This window comes from Noviherbaspirillum sp. ST9 (assembly GCF_048799745.1).
Lineage (GTDB): Bacteria > Pseudomonadota > Gammaproteobacteria > Burkholderiales > Burkholderiaceae_D > Noviherbaspirillum.
The window spans coordinates 628,135-647,812 of record NZ_JBLWFR010000002.1 but is presented as its reverse complement, the minus strand read 5'-3'; the positions used below and the strand labels follow the sequence as shown (position 1 = coordinate 647,812).

General features: G+C 57.1%; 17 protein-coding genes. 11 read left to right on the top strand and 6 right to left on the bottom strand.

Annotated elements, in window-relative coordinates; all coding sequences use genetic code 11:
• The first annotated feature begins 9 nt into the window (after positions 1 to 9).
• Entirely contained in the window at positions 10 to 1,635 is a 1,626-nt protein-coding gene (locus tag ACNOHI_RS06305; protein ID WP_420473796.1) for a hypothetical protein, read from the top strand.
• Between the two features lie 77 nt (positions 1,636 to 1,712).
• Here the strand turns inward: ACNOHI_RS06305 and ACNOHI_RS06300 are convergent, their stop codons facing one another.
• Positions 1,713 to 2,009: a GIY-YIG nuclease family protein gene (locus ACNOHI_RS06300; RefSeq protein WP_420473795.1), complete on the bottom strand. Its 297-nt coding sequence runs from the start codon at positions 2,007 to 2,009 to the stop codon at positions 1,713 to 1,715.
• 76 nt (positions 2,010 to 2,085) lie between these two features.
• A complete protein-coding gene (locus tag ACNOHI_RS06295) occupies positions 2,086 to 2,376 on the bottom strand; it encodes an HU family DNA-binding protein (protein ID WP_420473794.1) in 291 nt (96 codons plus the stop codon).
• 460 nt (positions 2,377 to 2,836) lie between these two features.
• On the opposite strand from ACNOHI_RS06295, the gene ACNOHI_RS06290 reads away from it, so the two are divergent.
• The 5 genes from ACNOHI_RS06290 to ACNOHI_RS06270 all read left to right on the top strand — a co-directional run bounded on the left by ACNOHI_RS06290 (position 2,837) and on the right by ACNOHI_RS06270 (position 7,140).
• Positions 2,837 to 3,556: a ferredoxin--NADP reductase gene (locus ACNOHI_RS06290; RefSeq protein ID WP_420473793.1), complete on the top strand. Its 720-nt coding sequence runs from the start codon at positions 2,837 to 2,839 to the stop codon at positions 3,554 to 3,556.
• 59 nt (positions 3,557 to 3,615) lie between these two features.
• Positions 3,616 to 4,812, top strand: coding sequence for a patatin-like phospholipase family protein (locus ACNOHI_RS06285; RefSeq protein WP_420473792.1), 1,197 nt, complete (start codon positions 3,616 to 3,618; stop codon positions 4,810 to 4,812).
• Positions 4,813 to 4,919: 107 nt separating this feature from the next.
• Positions 4,920 to 5,342 (top strand): PAS domain-containing protein, encoded by a 423-nt coding sequence (locus tag ACNOHI_RS06280; RefSeq protein WP_420473791.1) that lies wholly within the window; start codon positions 4,920 to 4,922, stop codon positions 5,340 to 5,342.
• Between the two features lie 182 nt (positions 5,343 to 5,524).
• Entirely contained in the window at positions 5,525 to 5,785 is a 261-nt protein-coding gene (locus ACNOHI_RS06275) for a helix-turn-helix domain-containing protein (protein ID WP_420473790.1), read from the top strand.
• Positions 5,785 to 7,140: a type II toxin-antitoxin system HipA family toxin gene (locus tag ACNOHI_RS06270; protein ID WP_420473789.1), complete on the top strand. Its 1,356-nt coding sequence runs from the start codon at positions 5,785 to 5,787 to the stop codon at positions 7,138 to 7,140. The genes ACNOHI_RS06275 and ACNOHI_RS06270 overlap by 1 nt, the downstream gene beginning before the upstream one ends.
• Before the next feature lie 79 nt (positions 7,141 to 7,219).
• Here the strand turns inward: ACNOHI_RS06270 and ACNOHI_RS06265 are convergent, their stop codons facing one another.
• Both ACNOHI_RS06265 and ACNOHI_RS06260 read right to left on the bottom strand, forming a co-directional pair.
• On the bottom strand, positions 7,220 to 8,434 hold the full coding sequence (locus ACNOHI_RS06265) for an ABC transporter substrate-binding protein (RefSeq protein ID WP_420473788.1): 1,215 nt from the start codon (positions 8,432 to 8,434) through the stop codon (positions 7,220 to 7,222).
• Between the two features lie 124 nt (positions 8,435 to 8,558).
• Positions 8,559 to 9,839 carry a hydroxymethylglutaryl-CoA reductase, degradative gene (locus tag ACNOHI_RS06260; protein ID WP_420473787.1) on the bottom strand — a complete coding sequence of 427 codons (1,281 nt, stop codon included), beginning with the start codon at positions 9,837 to 9,839 and terminating at the stop codon, positions 8,559 to 8,561.
• Between the two features lie 290 nt (positions 9,840 to 10,129).
• On the opposite strand from ACNOHI_RS06260, the gene ACNOHI_RS06255 reads away from it, so the two are divergent.
• Together ACNOHI_RS06255 and ACNOHI_RS06250 are read left to right on the top strand one after the other, a co-directional pair.
• Positions 10,130 to 12,142 (top strand): helix-turn-helix domain-containing protein, encoded by a 2,013-nt coding sequence (locus ACNOHI_RS06255; protein ID WP_420473786.1) that lies wholly within the window; start codon positions 10,130 to 10,132, stop codon positions 12,140 to 12,142.
• 542 nt (positions 12,143 to 12,684) lie between these two features.
• Positions 12,685 to 13,317, top strand: coding sequence for a trimeric intracellular cation channel family protein (locus ACNOHI_RS06250; protein WP_420473827.1), 633 nt, complete (start codon positions 12,685 to 12,687; stop codon positions 13,315 to 13,317).
• A gap of 232 nt (positions 13,318 to 13,549) precedes the next feature.
• Here the strand turns inward: ACNOHI_RS06250 and ACNOHI_RS06245 are convergent, their stop codons facing one another.
• Both ACNOHI_RS06245 and ACNOHI_RS06240 read right to left on the bottom strand, forming a co-directional pair.
• Positions 13,550 to 13,945: a GIY-YIG nuclease family protein gene (locus ACNOHI_RS06245; protein WP_420473785.1), complete on the bottom strand. Its 396-nt coding sequence runs from the start codon at positions 13,943 to 13,945 to the stop codon at positions 13,550 to 13,552.
• A gap of 39 nt (positions 13,946 to 13,984) precedes the next feature.
• On the bottom strand, positions 13,985 to 14,575 hold the full coding sequence (locus ACNOHI_RS06240; protein WP_420473784.1) for a DUF2239 family protein: 591 nt from the start codon (positions 14,573 to 14,575) through the stop codon (positions 13,985 to 13,987).
• A gap of 750 nt (positions 14,576 to 15,325) precedes the next feature.
• Between ACNOHI_RS06240 and ACNOHI_RS06235 the strand changes: the two genes are divergently transcribed.
• The 3 genes from ACNOHI_RS06235 (at position 15,326) to ACNOHI_RS06225 (ending at position 19,042) form a co-directional block, all read left to right on the top strand.
• Positions 15,326 to 16,027, top strand: coding sequence for a hypothetical protein (locus ACNOHI_RS06235; protein WP_420473783.1), 702 nt, complete (start codon positions 15,326 to 15,328; stop codon positions 16,025 to 16,027).
• A gap of 362 nt (positions 16,028 to 16,389) precedes the next feature.
• Entirely contained in the window at positions 16,390 to 18,000 is a 1,611-nt protein-coding gene (locus tag ACNOHI_RS06230) for a hypothetical protein (RefSeq protein WP_420473782.1), read from the top strand.
• 13 nt (positions 18,001 to 18,013) lie between these two features.
• Complete coding sequence (locus ACNOHI_RS06225; protein WP_420473781.1) at positions 18,014 to 19,042, top strand: AAA family ATPase; 1,029 nt, start codon at positions 18,014 to 18,016, stop codon at positions 19,040 to 19,042.
• Positions 19,043 to 19,678: the final 636 nt, after the last annotated feature.

Below are 19,678 nucleotides of genomic sequence, written 5' to 3'. Positions count from 1 at the left end.
CCCGTCCGCTTGGACCTCCAGATCCCAGGTTGCGCACTTGGGCTTTCCGCTCGGCGTCTGTGGGAACATACCGAGTTCGGCCAGATCACTCCTTTTATTCCGATTCCGAAAGAGGGAGCGATTGATGTTCGCGCCTATATCGATGTCGTCAATCGCGCCGGACGGATGGAGATCCTTACCGGACTGACCCTGCTCGAAGCAGTAGAGGGTCGCCATCAGGGCGTGTTCCGGACGATGATCAATCAGCTGCTGCGGCAGTTGGGAAGCCGCAGTGTGCGTCAGTGGCTGGCGCAAGTCGAGAGTCACGTTATTGCCTTCACCCAGCAGCGTGCAGTCCGCAACCTTCCGCAGCCGTTTCTTGCTCTTACTGGGGAGGGGGCATTCGGAATACTCGGATTGCACTCTGCGCTTCAGCATTGGCTCAAGGAACATGGCCTGGAGAAGGCGAACCTCCTTCAATGGCAGCAACGCATTTCTAACCTGGGAAAAAAAGGCTTGCGAGCGGACGAGCTCGCCTTTTGCGGGCTGGCGGAGGCAGAGTTGGAGGAGTTCGACGTCGTGGTAGACGGAGCAGACCTGGCAACGCAGCTTCATTTCAATCCATTGCGCTTGTCCATCTTGCCGGTGCTTTCTCCGGCGATCGTCCAACTCGAGTTTGTGCGCGTGCCCGCCAATATCGACTATCCACGGACGAAGCCAAAAATCAAGCGGGAATTGCAGAGTCGCCCGCAGTGGCGGGATCGTGTACTCGGTTATTCCGTCGACGTGGTGGAATGGGACGATCTTCTGGGTCCGGTTCGGACCTGGATGGCGTTCACACACCAAGGTGAACCTGTCGTTTCTGATACCAATCCTACCGGTTTGTGCCATTCGCTCGATGAAGCAAGGAACTTGGCAAACGTTCACGCTGCGCAGCTGTTCCCGAAAATGTCGACGCAAGGAATATGGTCTGAGTACCGCCTGAGCGGTGGCTCCGATTATCGCGAGTGGCTGGTCACATTGCCCTATTACGCGCCCAGCTATTTCTCCCAACACTTCCAGCACAGGAATGTCTTGTTGCACTTGCGTTGCGATATACGTGAAGGCGCACACGGGGAACGCGTTCTGCTGCTGCAGGAGGTACAGAGCGACTGGGCGCAGGAGGCACGTCGCGAAAGTAAGGATGAACGGGTTCTCCCGGTGCCTCCATGGTTGCAGGAGTGGCCGGCGCTTGCAATGAAACTGGCGCTACTGCATGCCGCAACGCTGAACGTCGATGCCCTTGCTTGGACGCCCGGCTCGATGCAGGCGCATCGCTACGGTGGGCGAGGCTCTGCAGGATTGACCGAGCTGTATGACCGGACCTTGCCGGCTGAGGCGACGCGATTGTTGCGGCGATACGGCGCGCAATGCGGGGCGGTAGAGGTCTTCCAACCCGAGAACTTTTACGTGGAACCCGCCGAGTTCGGCTACGAGGTATGGGATGACCGGGGACGTCTGCTTGCCACAGCCGACAGCTGGGATGCGGCGCAGGCTGCGTTGCCAGATGGGGCGCATGAGACGCTCGTCTCGATGCACGGGATAACACTAGATGAGCCACTCAGGCAGGCCATCCTTGGTGACGGATTTTTCGCGTGGGGTAACGGGATTCACTAGGACGCGAGTGCATTGCCGTCGTTACACCGGCCGCCGCGCTATTCATGGGCGAGACGGGCAAAAGCCCGGAATCGGCGTCAGATGCTGCTGCCCAGGCAGTGACGATGCAGGTCTTCGAAGGATTCGACAAGGAGGCCGCTCGCAAGCCGGCGCTTTTCTTTGGCGGATAAACCCTTTATGCGGTACTCGATGCGGGAGGCGGAGGAGCGGTCGGGGTATTCCTGTTGCCAGAGTATCCGTACCGGCTTGTGGGCGCGCGTGTACTTGGCTCCGCGTCCCAGCACGTGTGCAGAGAAGCGCGCCAGGACATCGACGGCAATGCCTGTATAAATACTGCCGTCCTCACACTCGATCATGTACACATGCCAGTTCATGCGCGCACTATATCCTTATCTGCAGAAAAAGAAAAAGCGCCTCCAAAAGGCGCTTTTCACTTGATGCCCGTTCCGATTACTTGCCGACCTTGACCTTGGCGACCTTATCTTTCAAAGCCGGGGCAGCCTTGAATTTCACCGTCTTGGCTGCCTTGATCTTGATGGTAGCGCCAGTAGCCGGATTGCGACCGGTGCGTGCAGCACGCTGGCCAACCGTAAAGGTGCCCAGATCCGGGAAGGCAAAACGGCCTTCCTTCTTCAGGTCGCTGCCGATGAAGCCAAACACCTGCTCCACGATGGCCTTTGCCTTGACCTTGGTCAATTCATGGTCGCCTGCGAGCTTCTCGATCATTTCCGATTTGTTCATTACTGCTTCTCCTTGTTTTGTTCCTTGGCAAATATAGCCAGGGGCGGAGTATAAGCTGCGGTAGCCGAGCAAAACAAGAAAGAAAGAAAAAACGAAGTCTCTGATAAGAGAGTGCGGCGCACGGAATTGCGCGCAAATGAGTGGTCGCGTTCCGGCTACTCCGATAATTTCGGGGCGCGAGGCCGACACGCTTCCCGACGCGTCCATTTGGAGAGGTAAGTGCAAGGGAGTGCGGTATGCCGCCAAGGCACTGGTTGTAATCATTCTCAATGGAAGAACTCGCGGGTTACTGCGCGAGCAGCAAGTTAAGTGACATTGGACGAAACGCCGGAGCATCCAGCTTCATCTAATGGATAGATGCAACGAAAAGGTCGTCACGCGAGTATTTAATCGGAGTTCGCTGTCACCCGTGGGAGATACAAAGCGCGGCGACGAAAGCCGGAAACCAGCGAGGAATGCCATGAATGCCTTTGATACCCGACTCATCTCCCGTGAAGTGGTCGCAGAAGGAACGCTCGCTTTTCATTTCAAGAAGCCTGACGGGTTCTCTTTCAAACCTGGCCAAGCGATCGATCTGGTTCTCCGCCTTCCCGAGAGTGAAGGTGAGGTCGCACGTCATGCCTTTTCCCTGGTTAGCGCCCCCCATGAAGACGATCTCGTGGTTGCGACGAGAATGCGAGACAGCCTGTACAAGAAGACGCTCGCCTCTCTTGCTCAGGGAGATGCGGTCAGAATCGAAGGACCTTTCGGTTCACTCCTTTTGCACAGCGACCGCGCACGTCCCGCAGTATTCATAGCAGGCGGCATTGGCATCACGCCATTCATGAGTATGCTTCGTCAGGCGGCGTTCGAAAACCAATCGCGCGATTTGAGTCTCCTGTACTCAAATAGGCGCCCCGAGGATGCGGCATTTCTTGATGAGCTCCAAGAATTGGCCACGCGGAACAGGGGAATCAAGGTGATTGCAACGATGACAGACATCACCAGATCAAAGCGACGTTGGGATGGTCCAACCGGGGCAATCAATGAAGGCCTGGTTGCAAGCGTTGTCACTCGGGATGTGAATCCGGTTTATTACTTGGTGGGGCCGCCCGGTTTGGTCGAGGCGCTGAGAGACATGCTCAGTCGAGTGGGAATCGGTGACGACGATATACGTAGCGAAGAGTTCTACGGGTATTAATTTTTGTCATCCGGTGCGCCGTCGTGACAAGTATGCTGGCATGAATGGAAAAGCGACCATTGGACAAGAAACGTTCGGCGCAACAGCCAGGCCGTAATGCACCTGCCAGGGCGAAGCCGCCAGGGCAAGTGGTGCTGGTCCTCCAAGGCGGCGGTGCATTGGGCGCCTATCAGGTTGGTGTCTATCGGGCGATGCACGAGGCAGGCATCGAGCCTGCCTGGATTGTGGGAACTTCAATTGGGGCCATTAATGGCGCGCTGATCGCCGGAAATCCTCCGGGCGCACGATTGGACCAACTACACCGCTTCTGGGAAACAGTCGAACAAAGTTCTGGAAGCTATCTATCAAAGTACCTGTCGAGCAATGACCATGCTTTCTCGAGCTTGCTGACGATTATGTCGGGAATTCAGTCCTTCTTTGTCCCGAATCCACTGGTCATGTTCGGCCAGAATGCGCCGGTTGGCATTGCCAACGCTGCGTTCTACTCTACCGTGCCGTTGCGCCATACTCTGTCGGAACTGGTCGATTTTGAATACATCAACCAAGCGCATGTTCGGATCTCGCTCGGCGCTGTAAATGTCCGCACTGGAGAAATGGCGTACTTCGACAGTCGAGATACCGGCATCTCATTGAATCATGTGATGGCGTCGAGTGCATACCCCCCGGCGTTTCCCGCGGTCGATGTCGACGGAGATTTTTTTTGGGATGGCGGGATATTTTCCAATACACCTATCGAGGCGGTGCTCGACGATAATCCGCGGCGAGATTCCCTGATTTTTGCGGTGGATGTCTGGAAGCCGGAAGGCCATACGCCGGATTCACTATGGGAAGTTGCCGAAAGAGAGAAGGAAATTCTTTACGCGAGCCGAACCAAGAGCCATCTTGCGAGGCAGAAGCAAATACATCATCTGCGCCACGTCATTCGTGAGCTGACAAAGGAAATTCCAGATAAGGGACGGAATTCACCGCGCATCAAGGAATTGGCATCATGGGGATGCCATACGACGATGCACGTCGTCAAATTGGTGGCAAATGGGCTTGAGGACGAAGACCATCTGAAGGACATTGACTTCACCGCTTCAGGGATTACTGCGCGCATGAGTGCGGGTTATGCGGACGCCAAACGCATGATTGAGGATGCGCCGTGGCTCCGCGCTGTGGATGCGACGGACGGTGTCGTTGTCCACGAGATGTTGACTGGCCTGACCAGACCGCTGGCATCGGGCGTGGACGGGTTCGACGGGCGGACAAAATAGTTGGACGCCGAGGCGGGGAGGGGCAAGCCCGATTTCAGGACGCCGTAGCGTCGATGCGCCAGGACGAGGCCCCTAATTCCGTAGGAGACTAGACTTTGGAGTTTGACATGGGTGACAACATGCAGCAAAGGACTCCACTCGGTGACGCCGTCATGGAGCAGATGGCCGATGCGCTGATTTACTCCGGGACGGACGGCACGATACAGCGGTGGAACCGCGCCGCCGAAGCATTATTTGGTTTTGGCGCTTCAGAGGCACTCGGGCAGAGCCTGGACCTGATTATTCCCGAGCATTTGCGGGCGTCGCATTGGCGCGGCTTTGACGCGGCTATCCAAAGCGGCGTGACGCGCCTGAACGGCCGTCCTACACTGACACGCGGCTTGCACAAGTCTGGGAAGAAGCTCTATGTCGAAATGAGCTTTGCCTTGGTGCTGGATGAAGCGCGTAAGGTGATGGGTTCAGTGGCGATTGCGCGCGATGTTACTGAAAGAACAGAGCGGGAAAAGACGCAGGACGTCGTAAAAGATTGAGGGCGGCGGGGTTCCGACAATTGGAACCTGCAATCTTGGCTCTGTAATTGGTTAGCCGGCTAGCCTTGTTTATTCCACATTCGGCATAAGTTGACTTTATTCCTTTTGACGAATATTATTACTATATTCCATATCTGGAATATCAGTTTTTTATTCCGTAAATAGAATAATTGGAGCATGCCGTGACATCCCTGCCGATTCGTACCACGGGCCAGTTAGGCCCGTACTTGAAAGCCCTTCGGCGTGCGCGCGGCTGGTCGCAAGAGCAGCTCGGCACCAGGATCGGATTGTCGCAGGAACGCATTGCGAAGATCGAGGGAGCACCTGAAAAGGTAAGTTTCGACTCCCTTCTGACCCTCTTGATGGCACTGGACGCCGAATTTCATGTCGTTGATCGCCAGGCCCCACATGAAACGCGCCAGGACCAAGGGGAGGGCTGGTAATGGCAGGCCGGCCGAGCGGAAAACGCATGCTCGATGTCTGGATGAACGGCGAGCTGGTCGGCAAATGGACGCTGGCTGCGCGCGCCAGCGACAGCTTCGCCTACGACGCCTCCTGGCTTGCAAGTCCCAGCAGACGCCCGATCTCTCTGTCCATGCCACTGACAAACGGCACGGCAGCCATTACGGGCCCGGTCGTATCCAATTATTTCGACAACCTCCTTCCCGAGAGTGCCGATATCCGACGCCGAATCGCGCAGAAATTCGGCGCAGCCTCGACGGGCTCATTCGACGTACTGGAGAAGATCGGACGCGACTGCGTCGGATCGGTCATGCTCCTTCCTGCCGGGTCGAGCCCGCCCGAAGTGCGGCGGATCGATGCAGAGCCCCTGACAGACTTGCAGGTAGAAAAGCTGCTCGATGGAACGATCTCTCCGGCCGCACCCGGCGAAACGCAGGACGATGAACTGCGCATATCGATCGCCGGTGCACAAGAAAAGACGGCATTGCTTTGGCACGACGGCAAATGGTGCCGACCGCACGGCGCCACTCCCACGACGCACATACTGAAGCTCCCACTCGGCACTGTCGGAACGGCGCAAGCCGACTTCTCGACGTCGGTAGAGAACGAATGGCTGTGCAGCAGGATTGCGGCAGCGTACGGGCTGCCTGTCGCGCGAAGCCAAATACGCAAGTTCGGCCGTTATACCGTACTCGTTGTTGAACGATTCGATCGCCTCGTCCAGCGAGACTGGATTATCCGATTGCCGCAGGAAGACTTCTGCCAGGCGCTTGGACATGCTGCGACAAATAAGTACGAGAGCATGGGAGGCCCCGGAATGGCGTCCATTCTCGACCGGCTGCGCGGAAGCTCCAAAGCACTCGATGACCGCCGCAACTTCCTTGCTGCGCAGCTGCTTTTCTGGTTGCTGGCCGCTCCGGATGGACATGCCAAGAATTTCAGCATTTTCATCGACCGTGGCGACGCATTTCGCATGACGCCGCTTTACGACGTTCTGTCCGCGTGGCCTGCAATAGGAAGCGGCCCAAACAACTACCAGTGGCCGAAAGTGAAACTGGCGATGGCAGTGCGCACTGCCAACGTCCACTACAGGATGTGCGAAATCCGGCGACGGCACTGGAACGCTGTCGCCAAAGCCAACGCCTTGGGCGCCGACTTCGAGGAGACGATCCAGGATCTTATCGAACGGACCCCACGCGTCATCGACGCGGTCAGTTCCCAGCTGCCCGAGGGCTTTCCCGCCGACGTGGCTGGCCGCATATTCGAAGGGCTTCGACAACAGGCCGCGGTGCTCGCAAGCCAGGAGGTCGACGCTGCGGGCATTACATACATTTAGGGTCGGTGCGAGGGTTGCGTGTTCCGGCGATAGCGCGGATTGAAACCACCGGGGCCAGGACGGCCCCGGCTTCAGGTACCTACTTCTTTACCAGAACGCACTTGGAGTCGGCCAGTTTGGTGAATGCTTCCTCGCCGGGGATGGTGGCGACCGTCTTCAGGTAATCCCACGGCTTCTTCGATTCGGACGGCGTTTTCACCTGCATCAGGTACATGTCATGCACGTAGCGGCCGTCTTCGCGGATGTAGCCCTTCGCGTAGAAATCGTCGAGCTTCATTTTCTTCAGCTCCGCCATCACCTTGTCCGCATCGTCGGTGCCGGCGGCCTTGACGGCCTTCAGGTAGGTGGCGGTCACCGAGTAGTCGGCGGCCTGATGCGAGCTGGGCATTTTTTTCATGCGCTCGAAGAAGCGGGCAGCGAATTTGCGCGACGCCTCGTCTTTGTCCCAGTACCAGCTGTCGGTCATGACCAGCCCCTGCGCGACCGGCAAGCCGAGGCCGTGGATGTCATTGATCGTCATTAGCAGGCCGGCGAGCCGCATATTCTTCGTCAGGCCGAAGTCATTGGCAGCCTTGATCGAATTGATGGTGTCCGCGCCGGCATTCGCGAGGCCCAGCACTTGTGATTTCGATGCCTGCGCCTGCAGCAGGAAGGCCGACATGTCGTTGGCGTTCGGCGGGTGTTTCACCGAGCCCAGCACGGTGCCGCCACTGGCCTTCACGACTTCGCTGGTGTCGTTGTACAGCGAGGCGCCAAATGCGTAATCAGCGACAAGGAAATACCACGACTTGCCACCGGTCTTGACGACCGCCGAGCCGGTGCCTTTGGCGAGCGCGACCGTGTCGTATTCGTAGTGCACGGTATAGGGCGTACAGTCCTCGTTGGTCAGGCGCGACGTCGCAGCGCCGACGTTGAAATAGACACGCTTCTTGTCGGCGATCACCTTGTTCATCGCCAGGCCGGCGGCGGAATTGACGCCGCCGATCAGCATTTTCAGGTCTTGCTGGTCGATCCATTCCCGCGTCTTGGCGGCGGCGGTATCCGCCTTGTTCTGGTGATCGGCAGATAACACCTCGATCTTGCGGCCGAGGACCGTGCTGCCTGCATCCTCCACCGCCATGCGGATTGCTTCCAGGCCCCCGGTGCCGTCGGTGTCGGCGTAGGGGCCGGACATGTCGGTGATGAAGCCGATGCGAAACGGCATGCTCGATGTCTGCGCATGGACGCCCGCTGTCGCGAGGCAAAGCGTGGCGGCGGCAATGGCGCCGATGGTGCGGCGGGGCTGCTTGTTCATGTCTCTCTCCTGTTCACGGGCGCTCTGTGGGCCCGCTGTTGTTCAAAACTCGTTGAGGGGAAGAATGCTACAGCTGCAAAGAAATTCTTGTTCCGAGGGCGGCATTCGGCAATCCGCCCGGCAGTTACTGACGTCCGGCGAGCAGGCTGACCGCAAAGTCGGCCCGCACATCCTTCGCCGCGACCATCTCACGCGCAATGCGGTCGATATCCGCGCCTTTGGCACCAGCAGCAATCGCGATATTGCGCGCGTGAAGCGCCATGTGGCCGCGCTGTATCCCTTCCGTTGCCAGTGCGCGCAGCGCGCCCATGTTCTGCGCCAGGCCGACCGCAACAGCGACTTCGGCCAGCTCCTGCGCACTACCGGCCTGCAGGATCTTCAGCGCCAGTCGGGCGAGGGGGTGTGTCTTGGTTGCGCCGCCAACGAGGCCGACCGGCATGGGCATTTCGATGGTGCCGACCAGGTCGCCTTTCGCGGAGACTTCCCAAGTGGTGAGCGAGGTATAGCTGCCGTTGCGGCAGGCGTACGCATGCGCGCCCGCTTCTACCGCGCGCCAGTCATTGCCGGTGGCGATGATGACGGGGTCGATGCCGTTCATGATCCCCTTGTTGTGGGTGGCGGCGCGGTACGGGTCGACGGCGGCGAAGGTGCCGGCGTCGACGATGCCGTTAACGACTTCTTCACCGCTGTAGTCCTTGCTGTCGAGCAGCGCCGCCGGCACTTGCAGGCGTGCCCGCGCAAGGCGAAGGTCCGCCAGGTTGGACAGGATACGCAGGCGAACCTTGCCGCCGGTGATTGCTTCCACCCGGCTGGCAACTGCTTCGGCCATCGTATTGACGGTATTGGCGCCCATTGCGTCGCGCACGTCGACAATCAGGTGCATGACCACCATCGATCCACGCGCGGTGTCCGGGAAGACGTGCACTTCGATATCCCGGCAGCCGCCGCCGAGGCCGATCAGGACCTTGTCGCGGCTGTTGGCGATGTCGATGATTTCCTGGCGGTGGTTGAAAAGGGCATGGCGCGCGCCGTAGGGATCGGCCAGGTCCATGATTTGTACTTGCGCGCGCATCAGCGGGCCAGTACTGGAGGTCTGGAAGCCACCGGCTTCGCGCACAATCTTGGCCATGTAGGAAGCGGCCGCCACCACAGAGGGTTCTTCGACCACCATCGGCACCAGCACATCGCGGCCGTTGAGTTGGAAGTTGCCTGCTACCGCAAATGGCAGTTCGAACTTGCCGACCACGTTTTCGATCATGCCATTGGCGATATCGAGCGGCAGGGCGCCTGGCTCGGCGAGCAGCGCACGTTCGGAAGCGCTGAGGCCGACGCGGGCGGCGATTTCATCGAGGCGCTGCGCAGGTTCAAGCGAACGGAAATTCGGCAATCGGGAATCGATTGTCATGTCTGTCTCCTGTAGTGGGTGGGGCCGTGGAATCGTGCCCGGCTCTTCGAATCAGGAGGAAGTCTAGAGGTCGGAGGGGGATTTTGATATGTATTAAGTACACATATAAGTTAATAATTAATGTAGGTTGGTGGCGCCAGAGAATGACTGGCAGGGCACGTGTTTAATGCAAGATGCTTCGACGTAAGAATTTCCCTTACCCAGTCATATGGAAGGAAAACACATAAAATCATTGAATTAACGGGTTCTTGTTGCCAGCAGCTTCGCTGCGCTCGAAAAGGAATGACGTGATGGAAAGCCAGTCTCTCCGTGGTGCCGAAAGCGCTGCAGCGCTAGGAAACGAACTCATCGCCTTGCTGTACCAGAACGCAGGCAAAGAAGAGTTTTCTCGCCTTCTCGCGCGCATTGATGTTTCCGACCATAGCGTCGCCTCGAAAGAGCTGCTGTCACAAGGCGCGCAAATGGCGCAGGCCATCCGCGAGCGATTCGACGAATACCTGCAGCGTGAACGCGGATTGAACGCGGTCATCGAAACCGCACAAGATCTGACCGCCATCCGTGACCTTGACCGTACCTTGCAGGCCATCGTTCACCGCGCCCGCAAGCTGATGGGAGCAGACATCGGCTACCTGTCTATCCGCGACCGCGAGGAAGGTGATTTCTACGTACGCGCGACCGATGGCGCATTCTCGGAAAATTTCAAAAAGATTCGGGTCCCGCAGGACGTCGGCATCTGCGGCTATGTCGCCCGCAACAAGTCGCCATACAGTTCCGCCGAATACGGCAAGGATCCGCGTTTTTCCCACACTGGACCCATCGACATGGCCGTGACCGAGGAGGGGATCAAGTCAATCCTCGGCGTGCCACTACTGGCCGGCGCTGACGTGATCGGCGTGCTCTTTGTGGGGGACCGCTATGTCCGCGCCTACAACGCGTGGGAAATGTCGATTTTGTCGACGCTCGCGGCCCACGCCTCGGTCGCGATCGAAAATGCTCGTCTGTTCGAGCAGACGCAGGTCGCGCTCAAGCAGGCGAGCGACGCCAACGCGCTGCTCAAGAAGCAGAGTGCCGACACCCAGATCGCAGCGGAAGCGCATGAGCAGTTGACGACGCTTGTGGCGCGAGGCGGGGGCTTGCAGGACATCTGTGACATGGTGGCGTCCATGCTGGACGGGCACGTCAGCGTCATCGATGAAGCCGAGCAATGCATCCATGCTTCCGCCGCGGGCAATCCGGAGCCAGGCCATGAGGAAAAACGGCGCGGCACGGAACGCGAACAGGAACTGCTGTACACGCGACAGGACAAGATCCACGCCGCGCTCGTCGAAAGCCGCATCATCGGTCGTTCGGTGGCTGCATACGTAATGCCTGATGAAGTGTGCCGAGTCTCTGCCGTAGTAGGGAGCAGGGGTTTGCTCGGCGGTTTGATCATCAGGACGGCAACCGAACTGAACGACGTTGCTGTGCGCATCTTCGAGCGAAGTTCGATGGTCACCGGCGTGGTGTTACTCGCGCAGGAGCGCAATGAGTACGCAGCGCGGCAGGAAATCCCCGCGATCTTTCGTGGCCTGCTCAGTCAGCCGCAGCACGACCTGGCGCGGCTCACTGAACAAGCGGCGCGCCACGGCCTGAACCTGTCACAGTCCTTGTGTGTTGCCGTTCTACAGGCGAAAGGGGAGCGTGCGGCATACGTGCTCGGCAAGCTGCGCGGACTGCCCCAGCTCCCCGCTACGCTCTTCGACGAAATCGACGGCGCCATCGTGCTTATTTCCGGACTGACGGACGACGAGGAACTGCGAAAAAGTCTGGAACGGGTCATCGTGCAGGGAATGCGCGAGCCGGTAACAGGCGTCATTTCCCGGACGCTTGCGCATCCGAGAGCGTTACCGGAGTGCTACCAAGCCATGCTGCGATGCATAGCCACCATGCATGCGCTTGGAAGGTCGGGAGCGATTTTTCTGGAGCGCGAGTTGGCGCTCTACGCCTTCCTTTTCGACAAACGTGCTCCCGAGGACATTGAAGCTTTTCTGGCGGCGACCCTTGGGAAGCTCTATCAGGAGGGACGTCAGCGCAAGTCGGAGCTGGCACGGACACTATTGTCTTACCTTGATCACGGCCACAACGCACGTGCCGCGGCCGCGGACCTTGGTATCCATATCAATACCTTCCGCCAGCGCTTGGACGCCATCGACTCCTTGATGGGGACGTGGAATGACGGGAGCCGCGCACTGGAAATCCATGTCGCGCTTCGCCTGCTGCGATTGCGGGAGGAGTTCACTTCTACGGGGAATTCGATTCAATAAGTCCGCCCTGAGGCAATAGCCTCTGGCAGAACCGCTTATCGCTGGATTGCGGCGAAGGATTCCTCGCAAAAGATCCGGTTTGCTGGATTTCGACAAGTGGAACTTGCAAATTTTTAATCTGTAAGTCTGCAGTTGTCGTCATCTTTATGGACAATTCGTTGGATATCCTGTCACAGGACCCCCTTGGACTTGACTCGCGAAAGACGAGCAATTTGCATTTGCAATTATGTTTCCCGGCACAAGACGTAGTCCGGTCAAGCGGAACCGGAGTTAACATCATGAGCATAATGTCTGCTTGGCAATAGGGCTGCGAATTTCGATCTCGTCGTGTTGGAAGACGATTACATTTGCGCCGAATACCTGAACGGGCACTGTGTGACAGACGCAAGCAGCTTCATCGAATACGCCTTTGAATGCGCAGAGCACGGCACTGCGCAACATCCATGTACCGTCGATCGCCAGCCTTATGAAGTGCCCAGCGCCCTCGCTGCAGGACGTGCAGCGACGCATATTTATTCCGGAGAATTAAGCCAATGACCGTACTGCACGTTATCTACCTAGTAGCCATCGCTGCTGAGGCAGCGTCGGGCGCCCTAATGGGCATGCGACGTAGAATGGATCTGTTCGGTCTTTGCGTAGTCGGCACGGTAACCGCACTGGGGGGCGGCTCGGTGCGGGACATGATCCTCGGACATTACCCGCTGGGATGGGTTGCGCACCCGGAGTACCTGCTCTTCACCGTCGGCGCATCTGTAGCGGCCGCGCTTTGGGCACGGCGGCTCCATCAACTCAAGAGGGCATTCCTCCTGATGGACGCCCTCGGCCTGGTGGCATTTACCGTGATCGGCTGCAATATCGCCGCAACCACAGAGGTGCACATCGCGGTAGTTGTGCTGATGGGCATGATCACGGGGGTCTTCGGTGGACTGCTGCGAGACATCCTGTGCAACCAGGTGCCGTTAGTGCTGCGGAGGGACCTCTACGCCACCGTCTCGCTTGTTACGGGCATGCTGTATGTCGCCCTTCTGGAGCTTGGGGCCAGCGTCAATCTTGCGACCAGCATGGCAATTCTTATCGGCTTCTCCATGCGGTTGATTGCAATACGTTTTTCACTGGCCTTACCGGTGCTAGAGGCCGACCTCAGTTCTTTCGAGGAAGAAAACGAGAAGCGCTGAATACGAGTGGAAGTCTTAGATGAGCCTAACGCTGGCGGTCACGTATTGCGAGCCTCGTTTAAAAAGGATCCGAACCAGGGGGTTAAAGAAGCGATCAGAAGCATATTCAAGCGGAAATGGCACATTACTCTCCGCGCCAGTGAGCCGCCTGTCATATTTGCCTCAACCCACTCTTATCAAGAAGCAGTAGACAAGGCGCCATCCTAAGTATTACGACATCGCGGAACGGAGATTATTGTCGAGTGGGGGAAGGGCAGGCAGGCATTGGCGACACCGCCTTTGCATCACCGTATCCTTGTTCTCCCTGACAGGGAATCTCTTGACGCCATAGCGCAACCAACACCTGCAACTCGCGCTCCGCGTCGAAGCCAGGGTCGTTCGTAGGCTTGATACGGTCAAGCACAGCGAACTCGAAGTTTTCCTCGCCGTACTCCTTCCAGTCCTGCTGGAGCAGGCGGTTGCGGTGCATGCCTGTGCGCAGTTCGAAGCAGTGCCGGTTCAACGCTCCTTGCACATCCTTGCTGCCCGCCACGAGGGCACGCTTGCTGGTCAGGTTGCGTACGATGTAGACGCCGGCGCGCGAGCTGGCCTCCAGGTAGTTTTGCTTCAGGGTCTTTTTGTCGGTCATGTTTATTCCTTGTGCCTGCATTCCGGTGCTGCCAGGCGTTCAGCTTGCAACGCCAAAGGCGAGGCGAGTCGCGTAAGCGCGCAGATCATCGGGCCAGGAACGAGTGTGCCGGTCAAACATCATTTGGTCCTGGGCGAACAGCGCCCGGGTAGCGTCCTCGAAACCTGGCAAATCACCTGCGATCGCCGACATGAATCGGTAGGCGCGTTCCTGTGCATGGCGCTGCCTGTCGCGATCGACGTTTTCACGGCGTGCTTCATCGACCAGCTTGCGTAAGGTGACCGATGCGCCGCCGGGTTGCCCATTGAGCCAGTCCCAATGGCGAGGCAGCAGCGTGACTTCGCGCGCTACCACGCCGAGTCTGGGCCGGCCGCGGCCTCGCGGCTCCTCGTCGGCAGGAATCGTATCCTCCGGTGCTGATGTACCGGAGGTGAGTCGAGCCAGTACTTCGTTGTTGCTGCCACGCGTGTCGATTTCGACGACCCGGCCACTATCGTCGTCAAACGTCAGCACGGGTCCGGACAGTCCGGCATCCTGGGCTTGCTTGACCGCGAGTGCAACGGTTTGGAGGGAGCCGGCAGCGATACGGTGATGGCCGGCAAAGCTCGTGTATGAAGGGGGCATGGTCATGGGCGGGCGTGATGGATGGCAGCGATAGATGCGCATAATACCCGGGTGAAAATCATATTGTCAATTATATCCGGGTAAAATGTGATGGATGATTCGCATGACCGGGCACCTCAAGGTCGCAGGGACGGTTTGCATTTGCAGCTTTTATCGGGGTATTGTGGACGGTCCGCCTTCAATCCGCGCGGCTCCAGCTTGTTAAGCGGCAGGCGGCGCTGGAGGGGCGCCAGCGATAGCTTGGTGGCCTGGGGCTCATTCGCGTTTGCGGGGACGGTTGAGGGCGGATTTCTCCGCAAGAACGGCGCAGAGTATGTGGACAAGCTCCAGAACGCTGCAACCAGGGCAGCAGGAATGGAGGCAGCTGACCTGGTGGAATAAAGAACGCCTGCTCTTGGCAGGTGTTCCAAATCAGGAAATCTCGATTTTCTAGCTGAATGCAGGGCGGCGCAGAAGTAGTCAGACACAAACATCCTAACAACTCGCTTCTATAACTTATTGAACTCTAGGGGTAAAGTGCTTAGAAAAAGCATTATTGTGTCTCAACGTTTAGTCGCAATCCTCCTAACGATCTGCCCTTGCACACAATAATCCTAACGCCCGGATGGCGACTTGAACGTGACACAATGCGCCTAACATTCGTGCGCATGCCGCATCGCGCATAATTGTCTTGACTTCACGGGCCAGAAAATTAATCTGTAAGAATTGTAGTGGGCGTCGCCAGATACCCCTGCAACCAAATGCAGCAGGCGGTGTATGTCGGGCAGGATGGGAACGCAATTTCGTGGCAAGTTGGCCGATGCTTACGGCCAACGGGGAAGCTATAACAGCAACCTCTGGTATGTCTATAGTCCACGCACCTCCCGCGACTGGGTTCTAAAAAGCGATCTTGAATGGGATCACTTTGTATTAGCCGAGTCTGATCCCACCATCAAAGATATCGATTACAGCCCCGCACCTTTGCGAGAGCGGCTAGATGACGGCCGCATTTACGAAACTACATTGGATGCGACGGTGATCCATACCGACGATTCGATTGAGTGGCGGGAAATCAAATACGCCGAACCATCCAGCAGGAAAGAAGAATCTCGCAATCGACTTCAGCAAGAAGCGCAGTCCAAGGCGGCGCGGCGAGCCGGTGTTGCATATACCAGGTGGACCGAACACGAGATACGGTCAAATTTCCAGAAGCTAACCAACTGGCGCCGAATCGTTGTCTGGCTCGCCGCCACGCGAGAGCGATCCCTTGCAACCTATCAGACAGACATAGCCTGTTTTCTTGACCGTAGGCATACGGTTACCTTAGGAGAAATCGAAGATCAATGGGGCGAGCCCGCCTTCCCCTTGTACGCAGCAGCGCTATTTCGGTCTCTACAGCAGGGCTCCTATTTATCCGACCTGGATATCAGGCCGTTGAGCCGCTTGACTCAAATAAGTGTGCTGAGAGGAGAGACATGAGCGGGGCGCACTGGACTTTCCGAAATCTCCCGCAGGAACTTGCGGACACGTCTAGTTGGCCGCAAGTCGACGCCGACGCCTTGTCCGAAATGGAACGAGCCCGGTTGATGAGGTTCCAAACTGCCATCGAGGAGTACATCCACACCGGACAGATTAGGTCGATCTGCAGCGAAATGGGTATTACGCCACCGGAGATAATCCGCCAACTGAATCGCTGTGTGAAAGTAGCCGCGGACGGACGCTTGGAGGGTTGGCGTGCACTTATCCGCGGCCGAAGGATCAATTCTTTTAAACGTTCGAGGGCTCTTCCCAAAGGACGTGCACATGCTCCGAGCGACTTTACAGGCGCGTTCGCTGCCTTCATGGACGACTATCCCGAGATCAGGAAAACGGTGATCGACTTGATTCTAAAACGCAAAACGAAAGAGCAAGGACATGTGCATGAGGCCAGAGTTTCAGTGAAAAGTCTGCACAAGACGTTCGTCCAGCTCTGTGAACAACAAGGAATTACTAGGGAAGACTACCCATTGAACACTAAGTCTTGCGGCCGACGCTCCCTGGCGCGATTCGTACACGACGTATTACATGGCAATCCAGAGGACGGCGTCGAAGCAAGATTTGGCAAAGTCGCAAGAAGCCGCATGAACACGGGTACGGGACAAGCGTCTAGTCCGATTTCTCTGGCCCCGTTCGATCTAGTCGGAATGGATCCACACAAAATGCATTGTTATGGCACAGTCCGTATTCCGGGCCCGGTCGGGCCGCAACGGGTGCCAATCGAGCGGCTTTGGATTATTCCGGTGCTCGAAGGTCATACGAAAGCTATTTTGGGCTACAGCGTCGGCATTCGGACCGAGTGTTCTGCCGCGACGGCAGAGAATGCGGTTATATCGGCCATGTCCCAATGGCAGCCGCGGGCGCTTAAGGTACCGACAATGCGTTACAAGCCGGGCGCCGCCTTGCCGTCAGGGATATTTCCGGAATTGGTAGGACGCGCATGGGTCACCATGATGGTCGACAACGCTGCTATCCACTATTCGAAGACGATTGCCGAACGTGCGCGGCGACGGGTAGGTTGTTTCTTGAATTTTGGCCCGCTCGGGCATTGGGAACATCGAGCTGCTCTCGAACGGCTGATGAAGACACTTGAACTGTATGGCTTTCAACGGCTTCCGTCTTCGACCGGATCATCTCCACAGGATCCCCTGAGAGACGACCCAGTCAAGAGGGCGGTTGAAATCGGAATCGATTGGGAGGTATTGCTCGATTTGATTGACGTGACATGCGCGAACTATAACGTGGAGGCTAATGGCGCGTTGGGAAACCGATCGCCGTTGAGTGTGCTGCGTGATTTCATGCACGCTGACCCGCCTGAATTTCTCCTTCGTCGCCTTCCCCCGGCGAACGCACAACAGCCCGAGCTAGGAGTGAAGGTTGAAATTCGATATGTGCGTGGCGATCCGGCAAAAGGAAGGCGTCCCTATGTCGAAATTGATCGAGTTCATTACACCAGTACAATCCTCGCCAACGCGATGGGACTGATAGGTAAAAAACTTCGTATCCACATTCGGGAAAGCAATATGTGCACGGTCACGGCTTATCACGAGGGAGGAGAAGAGCTTGGCGTATTGTCGGCACAAGGTGCCTGGGGGCGTGTTCCTCATACCCGAGAAATGCGAAAGCAAATTAACGCGTTGAGGGATGCCGGCGAACTGGCTATCGGGCCCGACGATGATCCGGTCCACCAGCTGATGCAGTACTACGCATCCAAGGCCCATAGAGAGGCTGAAAAGCAGCCGTTGAAGGTATCGAAGCCGGCAACCAAGCTTGTAAATGCGGCTGCGGCCTCGGGCCTCCCGGTACCGACCGCCATCCAACCCAGTGAGCTGGCACAGACGGCAAAACCAAGCGAACAGCAACCAGCTTCGCTATCCCGCTTAGTCAAGCCTCCGGTGTGGAAAACAATCACCTAGGATTTGATTGTCCATGGATAAGAATGCGCAGTCGGCGACTGAACCATCCGTCCTCCGAAACAAAACTAACCCAGACGAGCATCCCGTTATTCGGAATCGAGCGCGGCTTCCCACGCCGCCGATAAGAAATGCTTTCAATATTGTTTCGCGCACCGTCCTTCAGCGCGATCCTGGCTGTTGTTTCATAGCGCATCCTAGGTTCGGCAAGACTTCCGCAATTAGGGTTCTTAGCAAGCAGTTGGCACATAGTTTTCCCGCCATGCCGATAGTAACTATCAACGCCAAGTCACATCAGCGATTTTCGGAAGCGACGTTTTATGGTGAGCTTCTGACTACCTGCGGGCACGGCGCCCCTACTGCCGGAAAGATCGAGGCACGCCGCTCTCGATTCTTCAATTTCGTCTGGGCGTTGGCTCAGTCGCGGGATAGCGATAGGGTCCTGATATTTATAGATGAAGCACAAAACTGGCATGAATCAGAGTTCTCCGTGCTGCGCGACTTGTCCAACGACCTGTCGTTGGAACGCGACGTCATCTTGATTGCCGTTTTTTTTGGACAGCCTGAACTCGCATCGATCCGTACGGCATTACTGCAGAGCGCACGTATCGACTTGATCGGACGTTTCATGATTCAGCAGCACAATTTCGCCGGCTTGGCGACGTTGGCGGAGCTGGTCGAAACAATGGGTTATTACGACGATCCGGATGTTTCTGAATATCCGGAGGGTAGCGGCACGAGCTACAGCGAATTTCTTCTAGGCGCTGCATTTCGGAGCGGTTGGCGTCTCCAGAATGAAAGCGGTCGATTGTGGAAGCAATTCAAAGACGCCGCACAGCCGCATGGAGGTCTAGGTCAACTTGGAATGCACTGGGTTGCGGCAAGCATTCGGACTTTTTTCGTATCACAAATGGAATATGACCACCCTGGCCTGGAAGGTACCGATGAAGACTGGGAAAATGCCGTGAGAGCCTCCGGGTTTGCCCAATCTTTAGGGGTCACCTATGTCTTCGATGACAAGCTGCCGGTGGTTGCCCTTCACTAACGGTCGATCAATTCGCCGGCAATGACATGGGACAAGTGTACGATTACGGCAGGTCTGAGGCATCGTTCTACACTTGGTTGCCGGAGTGGGAAGGGCAATGGGAAGGCCCGATGTCTCTCTTGCTCAAATTCGGATGGGCCAATTGCCTCTCGGCACGTGTGCTGTGCGATACATTATTCGGGCGCCATTTGCTCCAGCAAGACCAGCCGAATTTTCATGGTCGAACGCTATTGTGCCCACAGTGGGCGTTCCGGAGCGATTGTGAAAGCGCGCTTCCCTTGGCGAGGAAAATTGCGACTAGCGGATTGGATCAGTTCGCACCAAGTTGGTTTCGAACCTTGGCGTCCGACGCCCATCTGCGCTTTTGTCCTGCATGCCTCGGATTGGGGTACCAATCGGCAATATTTCAAATAGATGCATTGGCGGTTTGCCCAATTCATGGTGAAACGATTCATGAGACTTGCCAACATTGTGGCACCCCAACACCGCGATATGCGCTGACAGCGGATTCATTTGAAAAGCCGTTCCATTGTCAAGCCTGTAATAAGCCATATGGGGGATCATTTCAACCGACATCGTGGAGGTCCGCCTTTGTCGATAAAGAAACGACGGCTGGGCTAAATCCCCTAATTCATT